This is a genomic window from Thermosynechococcus sp. PKX95, assembly GCF_031583295.1.
Taxonomy (GTDB): domain Bacteria; phylum Cyanobacteriota; class Cyanobacteriia; order Thermosynechococcales; family Thermosynechococcaceae; genus Thermosynechococcus.
Genome location: NZ_CP134171.1, coordinates 418,405 through 441,134 on the forward strand (window position 1 = coordinate 418,405; position 22,730 = coordinate 441,134).

17 protein-coding genes, 1 tRNA gene and 3 pseudogenes are annotated in these 22,730 nt (G+C 54.6%); 9 read left to right on the forward strand and 12 right to left on the reverse strand.

Features of this window, described 5'->3' with window-relative positions; genetic code table 11:
* The first annotated feature begins 39 nt into the window (after nucleotides 1–39).
* The 3 genes from RHH81_RS01935 (at nucleotide 40) to rlmB (ending at nucleotide 3,905) form a co-directional block, all read left to right on the forward strand.
* Nucleotides 40–1,599, forward strand: a complete 1,560-nt coding sequence (locus tag RHH81_RS01935; protein WP_310743292.1) for a glycoside hydrolase family 3 N-terminal domain-containing protein — start codon at nucleotides 40–42, stop codon at nucleotides 1,597–1,599.
* 85 nt (nucleotides 1,600–1,684) lie between these two features.
* Nucleotides 1,685–2,995 (forward strand): META domain-containing protein, encoded by a 1,311-nt coding sequence (locus RHH81_RS01940; protein WP_206200841.1) that lies wholly within the window; start codon nucleotides 1,685–1,687, stop codon nucleotides 2,993–2,995.
* 28 nt (nucleotides 2,996–3,023) lie between these two features.
* A complete protein-coding gene (gene rlmB / locus RHH81_RS01945; RefSeq protein WP_310743293.1) occupies nucleotides 3,024–3,905 on the forward strand; it encodes a 23S rRNA (guanosine(2251)-2'-O)-methyltransferase RlmB in 882 nt (293 codons plus the stop codon).
* Here the strand turns inward: rlmB and RHH81_RS01950 are convergent.
* Together RHH81_RS01950 and dxr are read right to left on the reverse strand one after the other, a co-directional pair.
* On the reverse strand, nucleotides 3,902–5,110 hold the full coding sequence (locus RHH81_RS01950; protein WP_206200843.1) for a 4-hydroxy-3-methylbut-2-enyl diphosphate reductase: 1,209 nt from the start codon (nucleotides 5,108–5,110) through the stop codon (nucleotides 3,902–3,904). The genes rlmB and RHH81_RS01950 overlap by 4 nt on opposite strands.
* A 42-nt stretch (nucleotides 5,111–5,152) precedes the next feature.
* Nucleotides 5,153–6,340 carry a 1-deoxy-D-xylulose-5-phosphate reductoisomerase gene (gene dxr / locus RHH81_RS01955; protein ID WP_206201574.1) on the reverse strand — a complete coding sequence of 396 codons (1,188 nt, stop codon included), beginning with the start codon at nucleotides 6,338–6,340 and terminating at the stop codon, nucleotides 5,153–5,155.
* Nucleotides 6,341–6,457: 117 nt separating this feature from the next.
* Between dxr and RHH81_RS01960 the strand changes: the two genes are divergently transcribed.
* Nucleotides 6,458–7,636, forward strand: coding sequence for a DNA double-strand break repair nuclease NurA (locus RHH81_RS01960; RefSeq protein ID WP_206200844.1), 1,179 nt, complete (start codon nucleotides 6,458–6,460; stop codon nucleotides 7,634–7,636).
* Nucleotides 7,637–7,638: 2 nt separating this feature from the next.
* Here RHH81_RS01960 and RHH81_RS01965 read toward each other — a convergent pair whose 3' ends face one another.
* The gene (locus RHH81_RS01965; protein ID WP_225901620.1) at nucleotides 7,639–9,129 is read right to left on the reverse strand and encodes a hypothetical protein; all 1,491 of its coding nucleotides are present in this window, start codon (nucleotides 9,127–9,129) and stop codon (nucleotides 7,639–7,641) included.
* Between the two features lie 117 nt (nucleotides 9,130–9,246).
* On the opposite strand from RHH81_RS01965, the gene RHH81_RS01970 reads away from it, so the two are divergent.
* Nucleotides 9,247–9,948, forward strand: coding sequence for a YggS family pyridoxal phosphate-dependent enzyme (locus RHH81_RS01970; protein ID WP_206200846.1), 702 nt, complete (start codon nucleotides 9,247–9,249; stop codon nucleotides 9,946–9,948).
* Nucleotides 9,949–10,250: 302 nt separating this feature from the next.
* Here RHH81_RS01970 and RHH81_RS01975 read toward each other — a convergent pair whose 3' ends face one another.
* Nucleotides 10,251–10,382: a hypothetical protein gene (locus RHH81_RS01975; protein WP_255521481.1), complete on the reverse strand. Its 132-nt coding sequence runs from the start codon at nucleotides 10,380–10,382 to the stop codon at nucleotides 10,251–10,253.
* A gap of 231 nt (nucleotides 10,383–10,613) precedes the next feature.
* On the opposite strand from RHH81_RS01975, the pseudogene RHH81_RS01980 reads away from it, so the two are divergent.
* Nucleotides 10,614–11,006, forward strand: a pseudogene (locus RHH81_RS01980) (transposase); the annotation flags it as partial.
* Nucleotides 11,007–11,029: 23 nt separating this feature from the next.
* Here the strand turns inward: RHH81_RS01980 and RHH81_RS01985 are convergent.
* The 5 genes and pseudogenes from RHH81_RS01985 to RHH81_RS02005 all read right to left on the reverse strand — a co-directional run bounded on the left by RHH81_RS01985 (nucleotide 11,030) and on the right by RHH81_RS02005 (nucleotide 16,229).
* Nucleotides 11,030–11,410, reverse strand: coding sequence for a GxxExxY protein (locus RHH81_RS01985; protein WP_310743295.1), 381 nt, complete (start codon nucleotides 11,408–11,410; stop codon nucleotides 11,030–11,032).
* Nucleotides 11,407–12,348, reverse strand: coding sequence for a GDP-L-fucose synthase (locus RHH81_RS01990; RefSeq protein WP_149820529.1), 942 nt, complete (start codon nucleotides 12,346–12,348; stop codon nucleotides 11,407–11,409). The genes RHH81_RS01985 and RHH81_RS01990 overlap by 4 nt, the downstream gene beginning before the upstream one ends.
* Nucleotides 12,349–12,350: 2 nt before the next feature.
* Nucleotides 12,351–12,860: pseudogene (locus tag RHH81_RS13060) on the reverse strand (GDP-mannose 4,6-dehydratase); the annotation flags it as partial.
* Between the two features lie 1,032 nt (nucleotides 12,861–13,892).
* A pseudogene (locus tag RHH81_RS02000) lies at nucleotides 13,893–14,468 on the reverse strand (GDP-mannose 4,6-dehydratase); the annotation flags it as partial.
* Between the two features lie 3 nt (nucleotides 14,469–14,471).
* Nucleotides 14,472–16,229, reverse strand: coding sequence for a TolC family protein (locus tag RHH81_RS02005; protein ID WP_310743296.1), 1,758 nt, complete (start codon nucleotides 16,227–16,229; stop codon nucleotides 14,472–14,474).
* A 225-nt stretch (nucleotides 16,230–16,454) separates the two neighbouring features.
* Between RHH81_RS02005 and RHH81_RS02010 the strand changes: the two genes are divergently transcribed.
* The 3 genes from RHH81_RS02010 to RHH81_RS02020 all read left to right on the forward strand — a co-directional run bounded on the left by RHH81_RS02010 (nucleotide 16,455) and on the right by RHH81_RS02020 (nucleotide 17,496).
* A tRNA-Ser gene (locus RHH81_RS02010) sits at nucleotides 16,455–16,546 on the forward strand.
* A 119-nt stretch (nucleotides 16,547–16,665) separates the two neighbouring features.
* A complete protein-coding gene (locus RHH81_RS02015; protein ID WP_225901621.1) occupies nucleotides 16,666–16,890 on the forward strand; it encodes an NAD(P)H dehydrogenase subunit NdhS in 225 nt (74 codons plus the stop codon).
* A gap of 3 nt (nucleotides 16,891–16,893) precedes the next feature.
* A complete protein-coding gene (locus tag RHH81_RS02020; RefSeq protein ID WP_206200851.1) occupies nucleotides 16,894–17,496 on the forward strand; it encodes an HAS-barrel domain-containing protein in 603 nt (200 codons plus the stop codon).
* An 83-nt stretch (nucleotides 17,497–17,579) separates the two neighbouring features.
* Here the strand turns inward: RHH81_RS02020 and RHH81_RS02025 are convergent, their stop codons facing one another.
* The 3 genes from RHH81_RS02025 to RHH81_RS02035 form a co-directional block, all read right to left on the reverse strand.
* Entirely contained in the window at nucleotides 17,580–17,705 is a 126-nt protein-coding gene (locus RHH81_RS02025; protein WP_302677173.1) for a hypothetical protein, read from the reverse strand.
* A gap of 2 nt (nucleotides 17,706–17,707) precedes the next feature.
* Nucleotides 17,708–18,538, reverse strand: coding sequence for a M48 family metallopeptidase (locus RHH81_RS02030; protein ID WP_302678712.1), 831 nt, complete (start codon nucleotides 18,536–18,538; stop codon nucleotides 17,708–17,710).
* 204 nt (nucleotides 18,539–18,742) lie between these two features.
* The gene (locus RHH81_RS02035) at nucleotides 18,743–22,723 is read right to left on the reverse strand and encodes a DNA-directed RNA polymerase subunit beta'' (RefSeq protein ID WP_206200854.1); all 3,981 of its coding nucleotides are present in this window, start codon (nucleotides 22,721–22,723) and stop codon (nucleotides 18,743–18,745) included.
* Nucleotides 22,724–22,730 lie beyond the last annotated feature (7 nt).

Consider the following 22,730-nt stretch of genomic DNA (forward strand, 5'->3'; position numbering starts at 1 on the left):
ATTCATTTGTGAAATTTTGCTCTGAATGAGATCACACCCATGACATTTATTCCCCCTCTTTCTGAGCTTTCGCTGCGGGCACAGGTGGCGCAGATGGTGGTTGTACGAGCCAGTGGCTACCTCTACGACAGCCAGATTCAGTATCCCGCTTGGGAGCCGCCCCAAAACACCTTAAAACACTGGATTAAAGACTGGGGAGTTGGTGGGGTGATTCTCTTGGGGGGCAGTGCCGTCGAAGTGGCAGAACGCTGTTGCCAGCTCCAATCTTGGGCAACGATCCCACTGCTGTTGGCTGCTGACATTGAGGAGGGGGTTGGTCAACGCTTCAGTGGTGCCACACAATTTCCCCCGCCAGCAGCTTTAGGTGCCATTGCCCAAAAGAACCGCGAACGGGCAGTTGACCTTGCAAAGGAAATGGGGGCATACACCGCAGCCGAAGCTTTAGCCATTGGCTTGAATTGGGTTCTCGCCCCGGTGGTGGACGTGAATAATAATCCGGCGAACCCAGTGATTAATGTCCGTGCCTTTGGCGAGGAGCCAGACATTGTGAGTGCCCTTGCGACCGCGTTTATTCAAGGGGCACGGGCCTATCCAGTGCTCACAACGGCAAAGCATTTTCCCGGCCATGGGGATACAGCCACGGATTCGCATTTGGAACTGCCCGTGATTCCCCACGATCGCGATCGCCTGCAAGCTATTGAATGGCCGCCCTTTATTGCTGCCATTGCTGCCGGGGTGGATACCGTCATGAGCGCCCATGTCCACCTACCCGCCTTGGATGCCGAGCGACCCGCCACCCTGTCTCCCCCGATTCTCACGGGAATCCTGCGCCAAGAGATGGGGTTTAAGGGTCTAATTGTAACCGATGCCTTGGTCATGGGGGCGATCGCCAACACCTACGGTACCGCCGAAGCTGCCGTCAAAGCCGTAGAAGCAGGTGCCGATATTCTGCTCATGCCCTTGGATCCGCCGGCAGCCATTGAAGCGGTGGTTGCCGCCGTTGAGTCAGGGCGGATTCCTCCTGAGCGCATTCAGGCCGCTGTAGCCCGCATTCAAGCCGCGAAGGCTCGCCTTCAGCCTCTAGCATTACAGTTGGACTATTTCCAAACGACACCAGCCGTTGAGGTGGCCACCACCATTGCCCAAGAGAGTCTGGAACGTGGCGGTTCAGCCTTGCAACCTGTGCCCTTAGGGGTGAATTGTCTGATCGTGGATGATGCTCTGCACGCTAGCTTTTTGAACCGTACTTGTCCCGCATTGACACTGCCCCCCACTTGGGGCTTTGACCAACGGGTGGTGATTGATCAGCAAACGCCCCTCACCATGATTGAGGGCTTCCCCAAGGCACCGACCTTAGTGCAGGTGTTTAGTCGTGGCAATCCCTTCCGAGGCAAAGCGGGTTTAAGTGCGCCAGCGATCGCCACCCTCGAACGACTGCAAGCCCAAAATCAACTGGCGGGTCTGGTGGTCTATGGCAGTCCCTACGCCTACCGCGAAATTGCCCAGCATCTGCACTCCGATGTGCCCCGCGTTTTTAGCTATGGGCACTACAGCATCGCCCAAGGTCTGACCCTAGCGTCCTTGCTAAAGGTTTCTTGATCTTTTGCGAGGGAATCGATAGGGAACCCCTATACTCTCTGTACGTCCCTAGAGATACCCCCATAGAGCTTGGTCTTTCATCACCATGATTAAGTTTCCCACTGCGGTTGGCTTGGCAACGCTCTACACAGTCACCACAACGCTGGCGATCGCCCCCATGAGTTTCGCCGCCCCCCAGTCTTGGCTCGATCAACCGCCGCGCAACTGGAATCCCAACCTTCCTATCCTAGAGATTCCCCCACGGGGCAATCCTGATCCCAGTGAGTTGAACCGCTGTCGCAGCACCCTACGTTCTCCCCAATCCATGGCCGATCGCCTGATCCAACAGCGAGGCTGGTATCTCGTGGGCACCCCCATTCGCCATCAGAATGTGGAAATTATTCTTGGCAATAGTCGCTTTGATGGCATGTGTCGCCCGATGGGGTATCAGGCCTTTGTTTTTTCCGGAGGACGTTACTTGGGAACGCTATCGCCGAATCTCATGGATTCCCGCGCTGATGGCTCATTCCTAGGCGAGGTCAAGTTCCAAAACGATGGCACCTTCACCGCAGACTTTGCCCGCTACACGCCCAATGATCCCCTCTGTTGCCCCAGTCGCATCAGTACTGTCACCTATCGCCTCGAAGGGGGACTCCTACCCCTGCCGCGCTTGGTGCCTGTGGCGGTTTCCACACAAGCAACAGCAAATAACCCTCCCTCCCAACCCCCAGAACTGAGCCTCAGCGGTCAACGCTGGCGTCTCAGACGCATTGGCAATCAAGCCGTACCAGTGGATACCGCCTTTATTGAGTTTGATAGTGCTAACCGCCGTGCCAATGGTTTTACGGGCTGTAATAGCTTTAATGGTGGCTACACCGCCAACGGCCCGCGGCTGCTTTTTGCCCCCTTAGCCACCACCCAACGCCTCTGCGGCCAAGAACCCCTTCAGAGTGTGGAAACCCAGATGCTACAGGGGCTAAGTCGCACCAATCGCTACCGCGTTCAAGGAAATACGCTGCAACTCTTTGAGGGCAATCGCCTGCTATTAACCTTTGAAGCGGGTGCGACGGAAAGTCCCCTCAGTGGCCGCTGGCAACTGCAGCGCCTAGCCAATATGCCGATGCCACCGCGCAATCCCATGAATACGGCGTTTATTGAGTTTGATAGCAATGCCCAGCGAGCAACGGGCTTTAGTGGCTGCAATAACTTTAACGGTGGTTACAGCGTCAATGGCCAGCAATTGCGGTTTTCGGCAGTGGCGACAACGCGGCGCGCCTGTATTGGCCAACGGGCACAAAGGATGGAGATGTCGTTTTTACAGACCCTTGAGCAAACGAACCGCTACCGCATTGAGGGAAATACATTGACGTTCTATGATGGCGATCGCCCCCTTGCGATGTTTCAGCGAACACCCTAGGGAAGATCTGCAATCTTAGTGACTCTTCATGACCGAGAAACCTCGTCCCCGCAAAAAAAACCGACCGACCGCGACCCGCCCTCCTCGCCCCCAGCGACGCACCCCAGCTCAACCAATTCGGAAAGCACCCCCAACTGCCGAGGATGTCCCCGAACTCCTCTATGGTCGCCATGCCGTGCTCTCAGCCCTTGAAAGTGGCCGTCCCTGCAACCGTATTTGGGTGATTCCCTCGCTGCGCTATGATCCACGCTTTCATCAACGCTTGAATGAAGCTAAACAGCAAGGAGCGATCATTGATACTGTAACCCCCGAACGCCTCGATCAACTGTGCCAAGGGGGGCGCCATCAGGGGATTGCCCTTCAGGTGGCTGCCTATCACTACTGGTCTCTTGAGGATCTCTTGGCCAAGGCCGCAACCGTGAATCAACCCGTTCTTCTAGCGGCAGATGGCATTATGGATCCGCAAAATCTCGGTGCCATGATCCGCACCGCAGAAGCACTGGGCATGCAAGGAATGATTATTCCTCAACGGCGAGCCGTGGGCATTACTGCAACAGTGGCCAAAGCCGCTGCAGGGGCGCTGGAGTATTTACCGGTGGCACGGGTGATTAACCTCAATCAAGCCCTTGAAACCCTGAAGGCGGCGGGCTATTGGATCTATGGCCTCTCGGAACGTGGCGCGGTGCCCCTACCGAAAATTACCTTCGATCGCCCCACGGTCGTTGTCGTTGGCAGTGAAGGGGAAGGGATTAGCCTACAAACCCAAAAACACTGCGATGAGATTGTCGCTATTCCCCTAGCGGGGCGCACCAATAGCCTCAATGCATCAGTGGCAGTCGGTATTGCCCTCTACGAGATCAGTTGTCAGCGATCGCCCGCTTGGGATTTGACCCAAGCATCAGAGGCCTAGGAAACCGCTACCACAGACCGCAGGGCAAAAATTTTATTGAGAACCGCCTCGACCACCTTGTCGGGAGTGGAGGCACCGGACGTAATGCCAATGGTGATTGGGCGATCGGGCAGCCAGTTCTCGGTAACGGTGAGAGCGTGATGCAGCGGTTTGTGTTCAATGCGATTCCCCGGCCCAATGCGATCGGCAGAATCAATGTGGTAGGAAGGAATCCCATGTTCAATGGCAATTTCTTGAAGGTGGGTGGTATTCGAGGAGTTGTAGCCACCGATTACCACCATCAGATCTAAGGGTTCCTTGACCAAGTTCAGCATCGCATCTTGGCGTTCTTGGGTGGCATCGCAGATGGTATTGAAGCTCATGAAGTGCTCATTGAGGCGATCGGGACCATACTTTTGGATCATCGTGCGTTCAAAGAGTTTGCCAATTTGTTCGGTTTCCCCCTTGAGCATCGTTGTTTGATTGGCAATGCCGACCCGCACCAGATCGCGATCGGGGTCAAAGCCCGCAGAACAGGCCTTGGCAAACTTGGCCATGAAGGCCTCGCGATCGCCCCCTTTGAGGATGTAATCGCAGACATAGCGGGCTTCTTCGAGGTTGAGCACAATCAAATAGGTGCCCGCAAAGGAACTGGTGGCGATCGTTTCTTCGTGGTTGTACTTACCGTGAATGATCGAGGTGAAATTGACCTTTTTGTGCTTTTCAACACTGTGCCACACCTTCGACACCCACGGGCAAGTGGTATCGACAATCGTGCAGCCCCGCTCATTCAGCAGTTGCATTTCTTGGACACTGGCACCAAAAGCGGGCAAAATCACCACATCCCCTTGGCGCACCTCACTAAAGTCCTTTGCCCCATTGACCACCGGAATAAATTCCACGGCCATTTGCCGCAGGCGCTCATTCACCGAGGGATTGTGGATAATTTCATTCGTGATCCAGATGCGCTCGGTGGGAAAGTGGGTGCGGGTTTCATAGGCCAAGGCAACGGCACGTTCTACCCCCCAACAAAAGCCAAAGGCCTCCGCCAAGCGAATCGTTACATCCCCCTGTTGCCAGCGATAGCCATTGGCGCGGATTTGTTGAATCAGCGAACTTTGATACTCCCCTTGCAGCTGCTGGTTTACTTCCTCACCGTGACCAAAGCCTTTGCGGTGGTAGTTTTCGGAACTGTGTAGCGATCGCTTGAATGCGCGGGTATCCATTGGTTTTCCTCTGAAGCAATCTGTATGGTATTTTGACACACTCTATAGCGCAATCATGGGGCTAACTCCCCGTTGTGCCAACTCCTGTACCGTTTCTCGCGCCCAGCGATCGGCGGCCAAAATGTCCTCTAGGGTAGGGTTGTTAATGTTTTGGGCAGAGTAGCGATCGCAGGTCATCTCAATCAGGCGGGGAATCTCAAGGAACGAAATCGCCTCGGCAATAAAGAGCGCCACCGCCTGTTCATTGGCAGCATTCAGGACTGCCGGCATGGCTCCCCCAGCGCGACCCGCCGCATAGGCCAGCCCCATACAGGGATACTTTTGGTGATCCGGCGATCGAAAGGTTAAATCCCCCGCCTTCACCAGATCCAGTGCCGACCAATTCGTGGGAATTCGCTCTGGCCACGAGAGGGCATACAACAGCGGCAACCGCATATCTGGCCAGCCCAACTGCGCCAGCACGGAGGTATCCTGCAACTCAATCAGCGAGTGGATAATGCTTTGGGGATGGATCACAATCTCGATATTGTCGTAGTCCATGCCAAAGAGGTAGTGGGCTTCAATCACCTCTAGGCCTTTATTCATCAGGGTTGCCGAGTCCACAGTAATTTTGGGTCCCATTGACCAGTTGGGGTGTTTGAGGGCATCGGCCACCGTCACTTGCGAGAGTTTCTCCACCGGCCAATCACGAAAAGCGCCTCCGGAAGCAGTGAGAATAATTTTCCGCAGTCCTCCCTCGGGTACCCCCTGCAAACACTGAAAAATCGCCGAGTGCTCAGAATCAGCGGGCAAGAGCTTGACACCGTACTCCTGAAGCAGCGGCAAAACCACGGGCGCACCGGCAATCAGCGTTTCCTTATTGGCCAAGGCAATATCTTTACCCGCTTTAATGGCGGCGATCGTCGGCACCAGACCGGCACAACCAACAATGCCGGTGACCACAACATCGGCATCCCCATAGGCCGCTACCGTCGCAATACCGCATTCCCCCGCCACCAGTTGTGGTTTTTGGGGCAGATCGGCCAGTGCCGCCTCTAACTCTGGCAGTTGCTTGGGATCGGCAATACTGACAATCTCCGGCTGAAATTGGCGAATTTGCGGAATCAGTCGCTCCAAGTTGCGCCCGGCAGCAAGGCCAACAATACGAAAGCGATCGGGATATTGGGCAACAATGTCAAGGGTTTGGGTACCAATGGAGCCAGTGGAGCCAAGGAGGGTGAGTGCCTTCACAGTTTTTGGGGGAGGGTCAGTGGACACCTTAATATCTACCGCAGGAGGGGACACAAGGCAAACCCATACCTATTCCGTTGAGAATAGCAAGAGGCGTTTCTCTAGTCTTTCCCAGTCATGGTGTTACCCCTTTTCCAACTGGTGCAGCAACTAAATCATAAAAAGGCCGAATTTCTCAGCTATGACACCGCCCTAGCTCAGGTGCGACAGGCCTATCAACAGGCTCTCAAGACATGGCAGCAGCAAACCATTGCCGACATCACCGCTGCCATTGATCCGCAGATCCCAGATTGGGGGGCACGTCCTATTGAACCATGGCATCAGGGGTGGCGCATTCCCTTGGGGGTACAGTGGCCCCATCGTCAGGCGGCGCGGGAGTGGGCAATGACTCAACTCATGGATGTCACCACTGTGGCGGTGGATGGTTCCCAGATTGTGCCCAGTGAAGAGCTATTTTTGCCCGTGGGTGTGGTACAGGCGGGGTGGTTTCTCAATCCCCATCGGCGCGATCGCCCCTACGCCAAGGAAATTGTCCTTGAACTAATTACACCAGCGGAACTGCGCCAAGCGGAAGAACAGTTGCGACAGCCGCAAATTTATCGCTTCCACGAACGCTATATCCACCTGCGCCGCTTTGAACTGGAACTAAAAACCCTTCGGGAGCGCATGGCCGAGGTAACCGCACCCGCATTGCTATTGTTTGATGGCTCCTTTGTGGCCACGTTTGCCGAGTCCTATGCCCCCGAGTGGCAGAGGCGATATGTGGCGGCACTGTGCCAAACCCTTGCCGCGAGCCGGCAACACCAGATTCCCTTGGTGGCCTATATTGATAGCTCTCAGGCACGGGATTTGGTGACCCTTTTAGGACATCTGGAGCAGCTGGCGCCGAGTCCCCACCTCTCGGATGCCCAACTGTTGAGCACGGTGTTGACCCAATGGGGCGATCGCTCCCCTGTGTTTATCTGCGATCGCGGCGGCATCCTTGAAAATTACGGTGCTTGGGCCAAGGGCATTGGCTTTTGCTACCTCAAGGCCCATCAAGGCTATCCCGTGCGCCTCGAACTCCCTCTCTGGCTCTACGAAGCGGGCTTACTGGATCAGGTGATTCGCTGGCTCTGCGGGGAGCTGATTACCGGTCAAGGCTATCCCTATGCCCTTGAAGCTGCCGATCAATTGGCCGTTCTCCAAGGGAGCGATCGCCAAGCCTTCCTCAAGCAATTGCAAGTCTGGGCAGAGGGCGTCGGCATGGAACTGCGCTTTAGTCGCAAATGGGTGAGTAAGCAGCAGCGGCGTTAGCTCTATTGGGACGAATTTTGCAGCGCCTTCAGTGCCTGTTCCAATTCCCCTTGCGACCTCGGCATCCAGTCTTTGCCCCGCAATCGCCGCAACATTTCTAGGGCTTCCTCACGGGTTTGACCAGTATTTTGTTGGTGCCGTTGCCAGAAGTCGTCCCACCAGCCGGGGGGTTCCTGCTTGCTGCCTGTGTATTCCGTGGGGCGCCCAGTGTCACCATCAATCACGAGGCTGCCGACATAATCGGCATTGCTATAGACCTTGGCAATTTGATCATGGATGTGGCGCATATCTTCGGCAGCAACAACGCCATTATCGGTGGCTTTATAAAATTGCACCGTGACGCGGATGGGGAAGCGGGGATCCCGCTCGATCGGCAGGTTATCAATTTCAGTGAAGGGGCCTTCCACCTTGCCATAACTAATGACTGCCGCCTCGACATTGGAGCGACCAGCGCTAGGTGCTGCCTCCATGAGGGCGGGGGCGGGCATCGAGAAAGGGGGCATAACCGATCGGGGCCGAGGGGCTTGCTTCAGGGGCACTTGGATCAGCATCACCATATTCATTCCTGCTGCCTCCGCTTGGGCAGAGGTGATCTCGCCACCGCCGCTTCTCACTCCAAAATCACTGGCGCGTTGTCCCACTAGGCTCGCCCGTTCGCCATTCTTATTGAAAAATAATCGCTGTCCCCACGTCCTGCCGGCTTCAAAGGCATCCCGCTTGTTGTCAATAACGGTGGCACTGGTACCTTGGCGCGTGACCAAAATGGCTAAGACGGCTGGGTTCTTTTCATAGCTTTGGTAGTTAAACAGCACAGGGTTAAAGGTGGCTTCCCCTTGGGAGGGAATGGGTAGGAAACAGGCTTGGGCACTGACGAGGACATGGCTATCGCGATCGGCCAAAAGGGAGCGACGATTTCCTGCCCACGATCGCGGGTTGTGGAGATACTTGCGGAAGTTACCAAGAAATTCCTTGAGGTTGACCCGTTGGAGTGGCTTGCCCTTTTCATTGCCCACAAGGATAAAGAAGCGCTCAAGGGGAATATCCGCTGTGCGATCGCTAAAATTGGGAAAGCGAATCACGGGCATCAGACTCAGTTCATAACCCTTGGTGCGTGGGTTGTACTGCTGAATTTGAATCGTCATGTCACTGATATTAGGGCCGACGGCAGAGTTGTGGTAGCGAGCGGTGTCCTCCCATGTGATGTCAAGAATGTTCAAACCATATTGCTCGGCAAGCCGCCGCGCTTCTGAGTTGTGGATCATACTGCGGGTGCGCTCAATGACTTGGCGATAGCGATCATAATCAGCCACAGAAACGCGCGGTGGCGGTTCAGGTTTAGAGAGTGGCGAGGGGTTTGATTCAATTCCCCAATTGGGTTGACCTTGGGCAGCGGACATAAAGTTTTCTCCTGGGGAGAGCAACTTCCCCGCTAAAAGGGTACCGAGAGCGAGTAAACCAATGAGGCCAAGGGAGAGTTTGAGGGGCACAGCCATAGTAGCGTTCTGAATCCTACCCTCTAGCCTAGTCAAGGAGACTGAAAATCCTGCCATGGTTTCACTTTTTGCAACAGGGTTTTAGGATCAAAAAGCATCCTTGCCCGCAAATTGCCTGTGTTATCCGCTGCTGAAATTCGCGATCGCGCCACCCACCTCAAATCAACACTTCCCCCCCATGTCCGCCTGATTGCCGTGAGTAAGTTTATGCCAGCGGCCGCGATTCGGGCTGCCTACGAAGCTGGCATTCGGGATTTTGGCGAAAGTCGCGTCCAGGAAGCAGCCAGCAAACGCGCTGAATTGGCTGACCTCACGGATATTACTTGGCATCTCATTGGCCACCTGCAAACCAATAAAGTGCGGCAGGCGCTGCAACTCTTTGACTGGATCCACACCGTTGACCGCTGGAAATTAGCCGAGCGCATCAATGCCATTCTTAGGGAAACCGACACTCCCAGTCCCCACTGTCTATTGCAGGTGAAGCTGCGCCCCGATCCCCAAAAACACGGCTGGGAAAGATCCGAACTGGAAGCAGCCCTGCCCCAACTCGATGCCCTCTCCCATCTGCGCTGCTGTGGCCTAATGACGATTCTGCCCTTGGGGTTGCCTCCCGCAGAACAATTGCAAGTCTTTCAGGAATTGCGGGCTTGGGGCGAGGAACTGCGTACAAAACCGTGGCAGCAGCTGCAGTGGCAGGAGTATTCCATGGGTATGACGCAGGACTATCCCCTTGCGGTACAGGCCGGGGCAACCATGGTGCGCATTGGCACGGCGATTTTTGGCGATCGCCAAGCAACGCTAGAAATTCACCACGAGTAATGTCCTTGGAAGGGGTTGGTTCGGGAATCATCGCCGGTGGCGGAAAGAGGGGACTGCCCGGCGACCAAAGTTCAACGCTATCGCAGTGCTGATCGTAGTACTCAGGATCAGTGGTGACCCGCACCGCTTGGGGTAGGCCGGGGGCAAGGTAGGCCACATCTTTGCTACCAAGGCCAATTTTGACGGTGACGCCCGGCGGCAGTAGGTGGGGTTGCTCAAGCAGCGATCGCAAGTCGGCCAAGGTATAGGCGGGTTCAGACTGGGGCGGTAGGCTCAAGTCCAAATCAGGGACGGGATCGAGATCAACCGTAGCCGTAGGCGAGGTGGCGGCCATGTCGGAATTCATGCCCGCGGGCGATCGCCAGTGCTTCCTCGGGTGCCAGCTTCCAGTTGGGCGAAAGCGGAATCACCCCCCCACAGTAGGGACACGTCATCGTTCGCGCCCAGAGGAAATTTGTTGGGATAGCATTTGGGTTGGGTTCGTTAGGAAAGTAAGGTAATAGTCTCTCTTCCCGTCGCTTGAGAAATTCATTTTTGAGGCGGTTAAATTCCTCTAAGAGAGCTTTGCCATATTTGGCAGGCCATTCGTAGGTGGCTTTTTGAACCAGAACAGCTACTCGTCGGGCAGAGTCAATTTTTCGTCTAGTTGCAACAGGATCGCAGCGCGAGGCCAACGAATTGATGGAGAGCGAGCGGGGAAGCGTCAGAAAAGAGAGAGTTGAGTCGCAGGACGGTATAGACACCAGAAAGACTTCATCGCGCCGATGCTGTTTTCAGGATATTTGAATGCGGTAGGGTTTGTGAGCTGGCTGAGTCAGTACTGTTTGCCAGCGTTAGAGAAACGTTCCCTGTTGATGATGGATAATGCACCGATTCATCCGAAAGGGGCGATTCAGGCAGTGGTGAAAGCGGCGGGTCACGAGGTGTTATTTTTACCGAAATACTCTCCTGATTTGAATGTGATTGAGCACGACCTCAGTGTGTTGAAGCGAGCGCGGAGGTATGCAGGGTCAAACAGTTCGATTGATGAGGTGATGCGCAAGTATTGTGCTGGATGATATCTCATGCTTTATTGGAATAGCTATAGGTTCACTTCAATAATTTGCGGCCGATCCCCTGCTGTAGAAGTGGAAAAGTTGACGACAACCCCTACAGGAATTTTGAGGGTTTCCATATACTTCTTGACTTGCTTGACTTCCTTATCGCCAATGTTCTGAACAGCCTTGAGTTCAACGACTACAACCGCTTGGCCATCGTCACGCACAATGAGATCGGGAATGGCCTCCCCCACAAAATAACCGTGAAAGAAAATCGGTACCTTGCGTTGTTCTTCGTACTCAATTTGCCGTTCCCGCAGGGCAACCTCAAAAGCTTTTTGATAGATGGCTTCGCTGAAACCACTGCCTAATTCTTGGAAGATGTCTTGGGCAATCTCCTGAATAAGCTGGATCCAGTGTCTCATAGGGACGTAGCGTGCTGACGGTACCAAGCAATTGTACGTTCTAAGCCTTCTTTGAGGGGAATTTGGGCACGAAACCCAAAGGCCTCTTTTGCCTTAGTGGTATCTAGGCAGCGGCGGGGTTGACCATTGGGCTTATCGGTTTGCCATTCAATCTGGCCTTGAAAGTCCATCAGGTCGCAGATGAGTTCAACTAAATTCTTAATGGTGATTTCTTCACCCGTACCGAGGTTAATCGGATCAGGATGATCGTAGGCTTGGGTGGCCATGACAATCCCACGGGCAGCATCTTCAACATAGAGAAATTCGCGGCTAGGGCTGCCATCCCCCCACACGGGAATCACCCTCTCCCCCTGTTGCTGAGCAATGTAAACTTTGCGAATTAAAGCAGGAATCACATGGGAACTCAGGGGGTCAAAGTTATCCCCCGGCCCATAAAGATTCACGGGCAAGAGATAGATACCATTAAAGCCATACTGCTGCCGATAGGCTTGCAATTGCACGAGAAGGGCTTTTTTAGCAATGCCGTAGGGGGCATTGGTTTCTTCGGGGTAGCCGTTCCAAAGATCGCTTTCTTTGAAGGGAACAGGGGTAAATTTGGGATAGGCGCAAATCGTCCCCACACAGACGAATTTCTCGACTCCCGCGCGATAGGCACAATCAATGAGTTGTGCCCCCATCATCAGGTTGTCATAAAAAAGTTCAGCGGGCTTGACTTGATTGAGGCCAATTCCCCCCACATGGGCAGCAAGGTGAATGATAATATCTTGGTTTTGAACGACGGCTTGGCAAGCAGAGAGTTGGCGTAGGTCGTAGTCGCGCGATCGCACCACTGTGATTTGCTCAGGCACTGCCCCGGCGTTTTGCAACTGCGCCACCACTTGGCGTCCCAAAAATCCCGCCCCACCGGTGACAAGAATCCTTTTTTTACTGAGATCCATCACTAGTCTGCCTTACTGATAAACTGCCGCTGGGCAATGAGATCCAGCACGGTGTCGGAGGTGGTTTTGGGGGTTGTTCCTTGAATCCCCACCGCATGGAGATCCGCTTCCACCATCAACGCCACCAGTTCCGGAAAGGTAACCGAGGGCTGCCAGCCCAAAACGGTTTTGGCTTTGGTTGGATCCCCCAAGAGTAAATCCACCTCTGTGGGACGCAAATAACGGGGGTCAAATTCCACATAGTCCTGCCAGTTGAGACCGACATGACCAAAGGCGAGTTCTAAAAATTCCCGCACGGAGTGGGTTTCGCCTGTGGCCACCACATAGTCATCGGGTTGCTCCTGTTGCAGCATCAGCCACATGGCACGCACATAGTCCTTGGCGTAGCCCCAATCTCGCTTCGCTTCTAGGTTCCCCAAATACAGCTTGTTTTGCTGGCCAGCCACAATGCGGGCAACGGCACGGGTAATTTTGCGGGTCACGAATGTTTCACCGCGCCGCGGGGAGTTATGGATCCAGCCTTGGCCAATACCGGCATGAAAGGTGCCAGAGGTGGTTGCCAAATCGAATACCCATCCTTCATGGGCGATCGCGTGGGCTTTAATGACTTCGTCCTTGGGTTTACAGAGATGCTGTCCCGATTGGGTGGTCTGGGGACTGTTCAAATTCAGCTTGTAGTAGGTGCGATCGCCCCGTTCTTCGAGGCCAAGGGTAATACGCTGCTCCAAGGTGGTGCTCACCAACCAATAGAGGCCTGCCGCCAATACGGGTGAAGCCGTGCAAAAGCCCTGAAATTCATAGGTACAAGGGGTAGTGCGCAAACCATCCCCAGCGTTAAAGCCCTCAAGAAACGCCAAGCGAGCCGCATGATCAGCGTTGAGAATGCGTTGGGGAATCCGCTTGTGACCCTCACGGGTATAGATTTGGGGGTAGAGGTAGCGGCCATAGTCGCAATTGCCATTGAGATGCAGTTGGGTCACAGGCTGAGCGTTTGGGAAGCTGCTCGCAGCAGTGTACTCACTGGTATATCCTGCGGCAACTTTTCGCCATGTGGCACTGACCCGCGCCAATAATTCTGGGTTTTGGCTAGCGACTTTCACTTTACCGTCAGGGGTAAGATGCCCCTCTGCAACTAGAATCCCGAGGAGCCAAGCTTCGCTGGGGCTGACATCCACTTGCTCTGTAGGGGGGGGCAGATCAATGAGGGCAAGGCGATCGCCCACCTGAACCTGCTGTGTCTCCTTCGCACAGGGCGTTTCCCTATCGAGGACAAAAACTTGATGATCAGCAGTTGTTTCGTAGAGAGCCGCCCGTGCCATGATCCGATGAACGGTTTTATCGCCGCCATTCCAAGTGGCCGTCATGCAGGTCACACTGGTCCAGCCTTGGGCATCCCAGACCTCAAAGCGATCCTCGGGTGCCAAGTCGGTTGTGTAGCGCTTACCATGCTTCGGATCCGTGCGATGGGGAACAACATCGGCAATGGGCAGAATATCCATCAGTCCCCGCCGCCGCAGAATCACTGGTGTGGTGCCAGTCACACACTCGTGGTTAAAGAGAATCCCATTACAGGCAAAAAGATTATAGGCCTCGCGATAATTCACCGTTTGCCAGTGGGCATAGACCTTGGCACAGGCATAGGGACTGCGGGGATAAAAGGGGGTCGTTTCCCGCTGCGGCACTTCCTGCACAAGGCCAAACATCTCCGAGGAACCCGCTTGGTAAAACTTCACCTGTTTGCCCGTGCGCTCTTGGTATTCGCGAATCGCCTCTAGGAGTCGCAGCGTCCCCATGGCCACCGTTTCGACGGTGTATTGCGGCGCATCAAAGCTCACCCGCACATGGGATTGCGCTCCCAAATTGTAAATTTCATCGGGCTGGCTCAGTTCTAAAATCCGCCGTAGGGTACCGCCATCGGTGAGATCGCCATAGTGCAGGCGCAGGGCCGCCCCCTCTTGGTGGGGGTCAACGTAAATGTGGTCAATGCGATCGGTGTTAAATGTGGAGGTGCGGCGAATAATGCCGTGGACTTCATAGCCCTTCTCAAGGAGTAGCTCACTCAGATAAGACCCATCTTGACCCGTGATGCCGGTAATTAATGCCCGCTTGCGATCGCCCATCCTTTATTGCCTTGCGCCTAAACGTGTTTGTTCTGGATAGCCCACAGCCCGCTTTAATGCGGCTAGGGAGCGATTATAGTTCAAAATGGCAGCAAGAAGGTTCCCTTGGGCTTGGGTCAAATTCGTTTCGGCATTGGTGACTTCTTGTTGCGTTCCTACCCCCGCTTGAAAACGCAGCCGAGCGAGGCGCAGCCCTTCAGTGGCTTGGGTAACCGCTGTCCGTGCTGTAGCAATGTTTTTCTCATTGGCTCTGAGATTGGTGTAGGCTGTTTCCACCTCTAGGCGGATGATGTTTTTCTGATTGGCATATTGTTCCTCAGCGGTTGCTGCAAGGGCTTCTTGGCGAGCCGCACTGGCGCGGGCATTGCCGCCATCAAAGAGGGCTAATTGCATTTGCAGTCCTACGCCATAGCCAAAACGAGGTGCCAGATCATCCGTGACCTTGTCCAGCAGATTGCCACTGGCAAAGAGACTCAGTTGGGGACGGGTAGCCGCCAATACTACCTGACGATTGTTCAGGGCAATCGTGCGCTGTAGCAGCCGCTGCTCTAGCTCAACACGGTTCTGATAAGCAAGGAGAATACTATCCTCAAGGGAAAGTGACCATTCTTCAGCGGGTTCAACGCGGTCAGCGATCGCCACATCCGCCGTCTGATTCACATTCAATCGCTGCGCCAACTGTCGCCGAGTGGTGATTTCCAAATGGCGCGCTTGGCTCAAGTTTTGTTGGGCATTGGCAAGGTTCACCTCGGCAGTTAACACATCCAATAGAGTGCCAATCCCGGCTTGCTCAAAGGCTTTAGCATCCCGCAGAGTCACTTGGGCGTTGGTTACCGCCGCTTCAGCAATTTGCACCTGTACCTTTGCCTGTTGTGCCAAGTAATAGTCATTGGTTACCTCAAGGATCAGTTGCTGGCGTTGACGCTGTACCTCCAGTTCACTGAAGCGCACTTGGTTGCGAGCTGCTGCAATGGCCGCCGATCGCCCGCCCCCCGCAAACAACGTATAGTTCATCACTAGGACTGCATTCGATGTTGCCCCACTCGTCGCCCCAAAAAGATTGGTGAAAAAGTTCGTAAAGTTGAGTTGATTTACTGGTGCAAGGGTAATGGGAGTGAAGTTGGAGGGGGTAGCCGCCTGACTGGCACTATTTTGCAGTTGTTGCAGTTGCTGTTGCAGCTCAAGGTTTTGCTGATCCGAAAACGCCGTGAGTTGGGGGCCTTGAAATCGCTGTTGTAGTCGTTGCACCTGAGTATTCAAAATACTGCTGGCGGCCAGTTGCTGCGTGAGAAGCTGTTGCTGCGCCTGTTGCTGTTGCTGCTGTTGCAAGGAGAGCTGCTGCTGAAAGTTGAGGGGCAGGTAGGCAGGCTGGCCACCGGGGGAGGTATTTTGGCCAATGCTGGCTTGAAACGCAAGGGTGGGATAAAGCTGTGCTTGCACCTGTCGCAGTTGTGCCCGTGCCCGTTGTAGTTGTAGCTCACTAATCTGTAGGCCAATGTTATTGCGAATCGCCACCTCAATCGCTTGCTCGAGGGTGAGGGGTTGCTTGAGATCAATGTTGAACGTTTCAGGAAGCGCCAGTTTATTGGGATTGGGGTTGAGGGGCGTAAGGACATCCGAGGCTGGCGTTTGGGAAGATGCCTGTGCCACTGGAGTCGTGGTGGGTGTAGCTTGAACCGAGCTAGACAGCGTCACGGGGGCGATCGCGAGGAGTCCGGCCATCAGCATTGTCTTGGGATTCAAGGCAAGAGCATTCATCATGAGGACTTAGACGCACAACCTACTCAACTCAGCCCCTAGAGGAATTCGCCTAAGCACCGCTAAAGCTTGCCAGCATCCAGCCATGTGCTTCACTCCCACAACACACCCATTCTGCAAAACTCTAGCATGGATTCTCGATTGCGATCGCCCCCTAGAGCAACAGCCGCAGACCACGAGGATTGAAAAGGGGGAGAAAACTGATCTACAATAAGGAACCCTCAAAAAGGAGAGGTGGCTGAGTGGTCGAAAGCGGCAGATTGCTAATCTGTTGATAGGCAGGTAACTCCTATCCGAGGGTTCGAATCCCTCCCTCTCCGTTGAAGAAAAGATCATCCAACCCATTGCGGAGACTGAATCTTGTTGCAAGTCTAACTCCAGTTGGAAGCGGCCAAGGTCAGGGGATAATAAAGGCACATGACCTCTTTGGGATGAGACAATGGCCAGCGACTTAGCAATGACAATTCTCCCCGGTATGACCGTGAAGGTCACCAATCCCAACGATACCTACTACCAATTTCAGGGGATTGTACAGCGGGTTACAGATGGCAAAGTGGCAGTGCTCTTTGAAGGCGGGAACTGGGATAAATTGGTTACGTTTCAGCTCAGTGAGCTAGAGCCAGTGGTGACCACGCCCAAAGGAAAAGCGAAAGCGAAAAAGTAAACGATGGCGCGGCGATCGCCTCCCCCCCAGCCCTTTGCGGAAATTATCCAGACAGCAACGGATCACTGCATTGCCCAGTGCCACGAACCCGCTAGCCTCGACTTTCCCGTGGTGCCCGCCTTGGGTAGTTGGGTGCGGATTCCTGAAGGCGATCGCGTCATTTATGGCGTTGTTGCTTATGTAGTAACGGCTCCCATTGACACCATTCACCGTGCCACCGCCTTGGGGCTATCCCTAGAGCAACTACGGCAAGAGCAGCCCCATATTTTTGCCATGTTGAAAACTGAGATCACGATCGCCATCACTGGCTTTCAGGAACAGGAACGCTTTTATCACCATTTGCCCCCCCGCCCACCCCAAATGCACCAGCAGGTCTATGGCTGTCCTGTTGAGGAAGTGATTGCCTTCAGTGGTACATTGACCTTTTTGCGAACACTGTTGACCCTGCGGTATGGTCCTGGGGATGCCTTGGTGGCGGCAACGCTGCGTTCCTTGTATCAACTCCGCCAGCGCGATCGCCAGTGGCTGGTGCAGGCAGCCCAATACCTGAACCGACTCCTCAAGGATGACTACGATCGCCTGCGGGGCATTATCGAGCAGTTATGATAGCGGGCAAAACAAAAGCAATCACCATCCCCAGCAAAATAACAATTTCTAGACCCAACAACACTTGATTGGAAGGCTTGAGCCTACCGCCACGCCACCAGTTCCCGATCCGCCGCTCCTCTGGAATGAAAAGCGAGGAGTGCCAAAATCGCGATCGCCCCATGGGCAAGGCGCAGCAGAAGGGGTTGATAGGGAATCGGTTTGGCCATCGTTATTGACGAGCGGGATGTAATTGCTTGACGAGGCGATCGTACTGCTGCGTTTCCGCCCAATCTAGAATTTCCCGTGCCCGCAGCACCGGTAGTGGGTGAGTCAGTTGACTGGCCTGCAATTCCTTGAAAAGGTTGTACCAACCCCGATCAGCGGCCTCATAGTCACGTGCTTGGGCAATGAAGGCATCGAGATTCAGGCGATCGCTCCACTGGGGCGAGCCACCACAGAGTTTCATCAGCACCGAGGCCACAACCCGCGGGTCTTGGGTCACCAACAAGGCCGCGCGATCGCAGGTGAGTTCAGCACAGCGCAACCAATGCATCAATTGGGTTTGCAGTCCTTGCGCCAAGAGCAAGCCCCAAGGGGAGAGTTGACTGGTGGCAAACAGCAGCAGGTTGGCGATCGTCAGATACACGCCATGCTCGCACTTGAGATGTCCCAACTCGTGCGCCAGTACCGCCTGCAATTCCTTGGGTGTCAGCAATTCCACAAGGGAGGAGTGCAGTACCACAAAGGGCTGCTTGCCCCGCATGGCAAAGGTATAGGCATTGGGGACAGGATGCTGTTTCAGATACAGTTGGGGTGGCTCTAGGCCTAAAATACGGCAAGCCTCGATATGAAGCCCGTAAATGTCTGGAAGTTGCTGTTCACTTAGGCGCAGACTGCTGCCAATATTTTCAAGATAAAAGGCCTGCTCCGCCACCGAACCTAGGAGCGATCGCACGAGAAGATCTAACCCCGGCAGTTGTTGGAGGGCTTGGGTGGCCTCGCGATCGCGGGGATGACGAAACTGATCAGCCCTCAGGCTGGAATACGCTGGAACAGGCATGAAATCGTGATTTTTACTTTGACCCCTCTACTGCCAATTTTAAGGTATGGCACAGGTTTCTCGCATCCCTGCCAAAACGTTCGGCGGTGTTGGGCATGATCTGCGACCTGAGACCAAAAAAAGCTACGGCAAGTGCACCCATCGCTTGCTCCTAGATTAGGTGCTCACCTTTACCGTAGCCTTCTTTAGTCAAGGGAGTTTTAGTTAAAAGGCGTCATCCTCCTCTTCCTCCCCATAGTCATCGTCCTCGTCTAGGAGTTCGTCCTCTTCATCGTCAGCATCACTACTGGCGAATTCAAAATCGCGAGTCCGTCCAGTGATTTTTTCAATCACGTGGGGCGCCGTTTCATCGTCAATGAGGACATCCTCACCGAGGTCAGCGGTCACATTGACCGTCATTGAGGGGGGTTCGGGTTCAGGGCTGATAACGTGGGTTTGACCCAAGCGATCTTCACCCTCTTCCCACTCTTCGTCGCCGTTGCTACTTTCCTCGTAGCTGTTGAAGCCGGTGCCCGCTGGGATGAGACGGCCAATGATGACGTTTTCCTTGAGTCCCCGCAGCCAATCGGACTTGCCTTCAATGGCTGCTTCCGTGAGTACCCGTGTTGTCTCTTGGAAACTGGCGGCTGAAATAAAGCTATCGGTATTCAGCGAAGCCTTGGTAATCCCCAAGAGGACAGGGGTATATTGGGCAGGTGCACCACCGGTGAGTGCCATGGGTTCGTTGGCTTGCTCCGCTTGGCGCAGACTCATGAGTTCCCCAGAGAGAACGATTGTATCGCCGGCATCATCAATCCGTACTTTCGAGGTCATCTGGCGGACGACCACCTCAATGTGTTTATCGGCAATCTCAATCCCTTGGGTGAGATACACCGACTGCACCTCATTGACCAAGAAGGATTGCACCTTCTCAAGGCTAATTTGGGCGGCTTTGAGCAACCCTTGGGGTTTGTAGTACTCAAAGTAAATGGAGAGGATGTCGTGGGGATCCACAGGGCCATCGGTGAGGGGGTCAGCGAGATTGACCTTTTGACCATCCACCACCAAGGGGTTTTGACCCGGCAGGACAGGGTATTCCTGAATCGTGCCATCCTCTTCAATGACTTTGATATCTACGCTGTCATCACTGTTGTAGGTGACTTGACAGGTGCCGGGGCGCACAGCCAGCACGCATTTTTCCTTAGGATGGCGCGCTTCAAGGAGTTCTTCAATCCGAGGTAACCCCTGAATAATGTCCCCCGTTTTCGCCCGCTCAAACACCAACAGGGCGAGGTTATCCCCGCGCTGCACAAGGTCACCGTCCTCAATTTGCAGCACTGCCCCCGGCGAGACAAGGTAGGGACGAGCTAAGCGCAGGATCACGTGCTCATCGGCCACCGCCATGACCGCTGCTGTTTCTGGGGCAGTCACCCCCTTGGCCAGTTCATCGCCGGGACGCACGAGATCGCCAACTTTGACCGTGGGTTTAGCCCCGTTGGTCTCGATCCGCAGGCGATCGCTCTCAGTAACGACCAGAATACGGCGAACCGATTCCCCACTGCGCAAGATCCCCTGCACTTCACCTGCCTGCTTGGCTTTGATGTCCGTGCGGGCAATCACGGCACCGGGGCCAATGTGATCGCCATCCTTGACCAAGAGGGAAGTAAACGTACTGCCTTGGGTTTGATCGGCAGCAATGTCACGGCGAATCACCAAGGATTCCAGAATCACCAGTTGGAGGCGCTGGGCTTCTGGATCCACCTCATCCGTCACAATTTCAATGTCAGCAGCCAGTTGGGGGGCTTCGCTGCCAATTTCAAGGACTAACTGTGTCCGCAGCAGATCAACGCCATCAACGGACTTAACTCGCTCATCGTGTTTGTAGGGCAACCGCTGCACAGCCCGCAGGCGAATGGACTGTCCTGAGCTATCACTGGAGTCTTGGCTGGGTACCGATGGCTCATCAGGCACGCTAAATTCTTGAACGGGGCGCAGCAGAATCGCTGGTCCTTCGGGAGTGTCCTCCAGATAATCCACTTGCGAGAGGGTTTCGACCACAAGGCCGGGGAGTACCTCTTCACCCGGACGCGCCAACACACCATGCTTCAGCCGCGCGGCTTCCGGATCATCCACAAGGTGCAGTTCGCCGGGCTTGATAATAATTTCCCGCAGGATGTCGTTTTTCTGGATGACTTCGACGACACCGCTGTTTTGACAGAAGATGTCCTTGACAACCTCCGTCCCTGCTTCGACGTATTGGTTGTCCTCGACCATGAGCAGCGAGATGTCTTTATTGACCTCATGGGTTTCTTCGGGAATCCACAGGAGCGTCCCCCCCTTGAGGACTTCGTAGCCCTGCTTGGCTTTGCCTTTTTTGGCCACTTCAATGTCGGCATATTTGAGGATACCGCCAGTCGTGGTGTGGTAGCGATCGTCAATGAGTTCGGCCACCACTTGACCATTGGCGACTTTCGTACCGGGGGCAGCTTTCAAGGAGAAGCGCTGACCAGTGGCGGTTTCAATAATGTAATGCTCGCGTCCCTGCTGGGTTTCTTTGAGCACCTTGGCTTTATCGAGCATCACCGAGGCAGTAATAATTTCCACCTCGCGACCGCCTTTGCTGTCCTGTTGCTCAGGGAGACGCACGACACCGCCATGCTCGGTTTTCACCGTGGTTTCTGCAAGCACGGCTCCGGCTTCAATGCGATCGCCATTTTTCACCACTGGCTCCGCACCGGGGGGCAGGTTATAGACTTCCCCAGACAGTACCCAAATCAAGCCACCTTTGGGGGCAATGCGCGTTGTGGTGCCTTGGCGATCGCGCTTCTCCTCTGCTTCGAGGTTGACGAACTTCACTTGACCCGCCAAATCCGAGGCCACATCCTTGGTCACTTTCTCCGTGGACTTGCGGACACTGCGGGAGGCCTGCGCCACTTCCGCCAACAATTGACCCGCTTCAACGGTTTCACCCTCTGCCACTAGCACAATTGACCCTTGGGAGAGGTCAAATTCTTGGCTTTGCTGACCACCTTTGATCACAAGCTTGCCAGCGGTTTCGACAATAAAGGCATCATCCCCGTGACGAGTGCGGTAGGGACGTACCCGTAATTTCTTGCCGTACTCCACCGTGCCAGCAAAGGGAGCGCGTTCTTGGCGAGCCACTTCCCCCGTAAACACCCCACCGGTGTGGAATGTGCGCATGGTCAACTGTGTACCAGGTTCACCAATGGATTGAGCCGCAATAATTCCCACCGCTTCCCCCATATCCACCAGTTGGGCATGGGCAAGGCTCCAGCCGTAGCAGAGACGACACACAGAGCCAGTGGCCTCGCAGGTGAGGGGCGATCGCACCACTACTTCTTCGATACCCGCATCAACAATTTTCTTCGCTAGATCAGCAGAGATGGCTTGATTTTTGGCCACCAGCACTTCGCCCGTTTCCGGATGGCAGACATCATTGAGCACCACTCGACCCAAAAGCCGATCCTCTAGCGCCAGTACCTTATCCCCCACCGTCATACTGCGCAGCGTAATGCCCCGCTCCGTTTCACAATCCTCTTCGCGGATAATCACATCTTGAGAGACATCCACCAAGCGCCGGGTCAGGTAACCGGAGTCCGCCGTCCGCAGTGCTGTATCCACCAGTCCTTTACGCGCACCGTAGGAGGAGATAATGTACTCCGTCACCGTCAGCCCTTCGCGGAAGTTGGTTTTAATCGGCAGGTCAATGATTTCCCCTTGGGGATTGGCCATTAACCCCCGCATTCCCACCAACTGGCGCACCTGCGAGAGGTTCCCCCGTGCCCCCGAGAAGGCCATCATATACACGGAGTTGAGGACATCAGTATTACGGAAGTGCCGCACCACCTCGTTTTTCAGTTCTTCGTTGGTGGTGTTCCAAGTGTCAATCACCTTCTGGAAGCGTTCCACCTCCGTAATTTCACCCCGCGAGTAGCGCTCTTGAGCGGTTTTAATTTCCTTTTCAGCAGCTTCGAGGAGTTCCTGTTTTTTCGGGGGCACGAGCAGGTCATCAACACTGATGGAGACACCGGCGCGGGTGGCATAGCGAAAGCCAAGGTCTTTGACTTTGTCGGCCATTTCCGCTGTGCGGGCGGTGCCAAAGTTGCTAAACGACCAAGCAATTAGGTTCCGCAAGCCTTTTTTGTCAATGATGCGGTTAAAGAAAACAGGCTTTTTCTCAGTCATGGTGTTG

Coding starts and splice junctions, on each gene's coding strand:
- RHH81_RS02015 (WP_225901621.1), top strand. CDS start 16,666: ATGGCCAGCGACTTAGCAATGACAATTCTCCCCGGTATGACCGTGAAG.
- RHH81_RS02005 (WP_310743296.1), bottom strand. CDS start 16,229: ATGATGAATGCTCTTGCCTTGAATCCCAAGACAATGCTGATGGCCGGA.
- RHH81_RS02035 (WP_206200854.1), bottom strand. CDS start 22,723: ATGACTGAGAAAAAGCCTGTTTTCTTTAACCGCATCATTGACAAAAAA.
- RHH81_RS01985 (WP_310743295.1), bottom strand. CDS start 11,410: ATGAGACACTGGATCCAGCTTATTCAGGAGATTGCCCAAGACATCTTC.
- RHH81_RS01965 (WP_225901620.1), bottom strand. CDS start 9,129: ATGGCTGTGCCCCTCAAACTCTCCCTTGGCCTCATTGGTTTACTCGCT.
- rlmB (WP_310743293.1), top strand. CDS start 3,024: ATGACCGAGAAACCTCGTCCCCGCAAAAAAAACCGACCGACCGCGACC.
- RHH81_RS02030 (WP_302678712.1), bottom strand. CDS start 18,538: ATGCCTGTTCCAGCGTATTCCAGCCTGAGGGCTGATCAGTTTCGTCAT.
- RHH81_RS01990 (WP_149820529.1), bottom strand. CDS start 12,348: ATGGATCTCAGTAAAAAAAGGATTCTTGTCACCGGTGGGGCGGGATTT.
- RHH81_RS01975 (WP_255521481.1), bottom strand. CDS start 10,382: ATGACGTGTCCCTACTGTGGGGGGGTGATTCCGCTTTCGCCCAACTGG.
- RHH81_RS01960 (WP_206200844.1), top strand. CDS start 6,458: ATGGTGTTACCCCTTTTCCAACTGGTGCAGCAACTAAATCATAAAAAG.
- RHH81_RS01940 (WP_206200841.1), top strand. CDS start 1,685: ATGATTAAGTTTCCCACTGCGGTTGGCTTGGCAACGCTCTACACAGTC.
- RHH81_RS02025 (WP_302677173.1), bottom strand. CDS start 17,705: ATGGCCAAACCGATTCCCTATCAACCCCTTCTGCTGCGCCTTGCCCAT.
- RHH81_RS01950 (WP_206200843.1), bottom strand. CDS start 5,110: ATGGATACCCGCGCATTCAAGCGATCGCTACACAGTTCCGAAAACTAC.
- RHH81_RS01935 (WP_310743292.1), top strand. CDS start 40: ATGACATTTATTCCCCCTCTTTCTGAGCTTTCGCTGCGGGCACAGGTG.
- RHH81_RS02020 (WP_206200851.1), top strand. CDS start 16,894: ATGGCGCGGCGATCGCCTCCCCCCCAGCCCTTTGCGGAAATTATCCAG.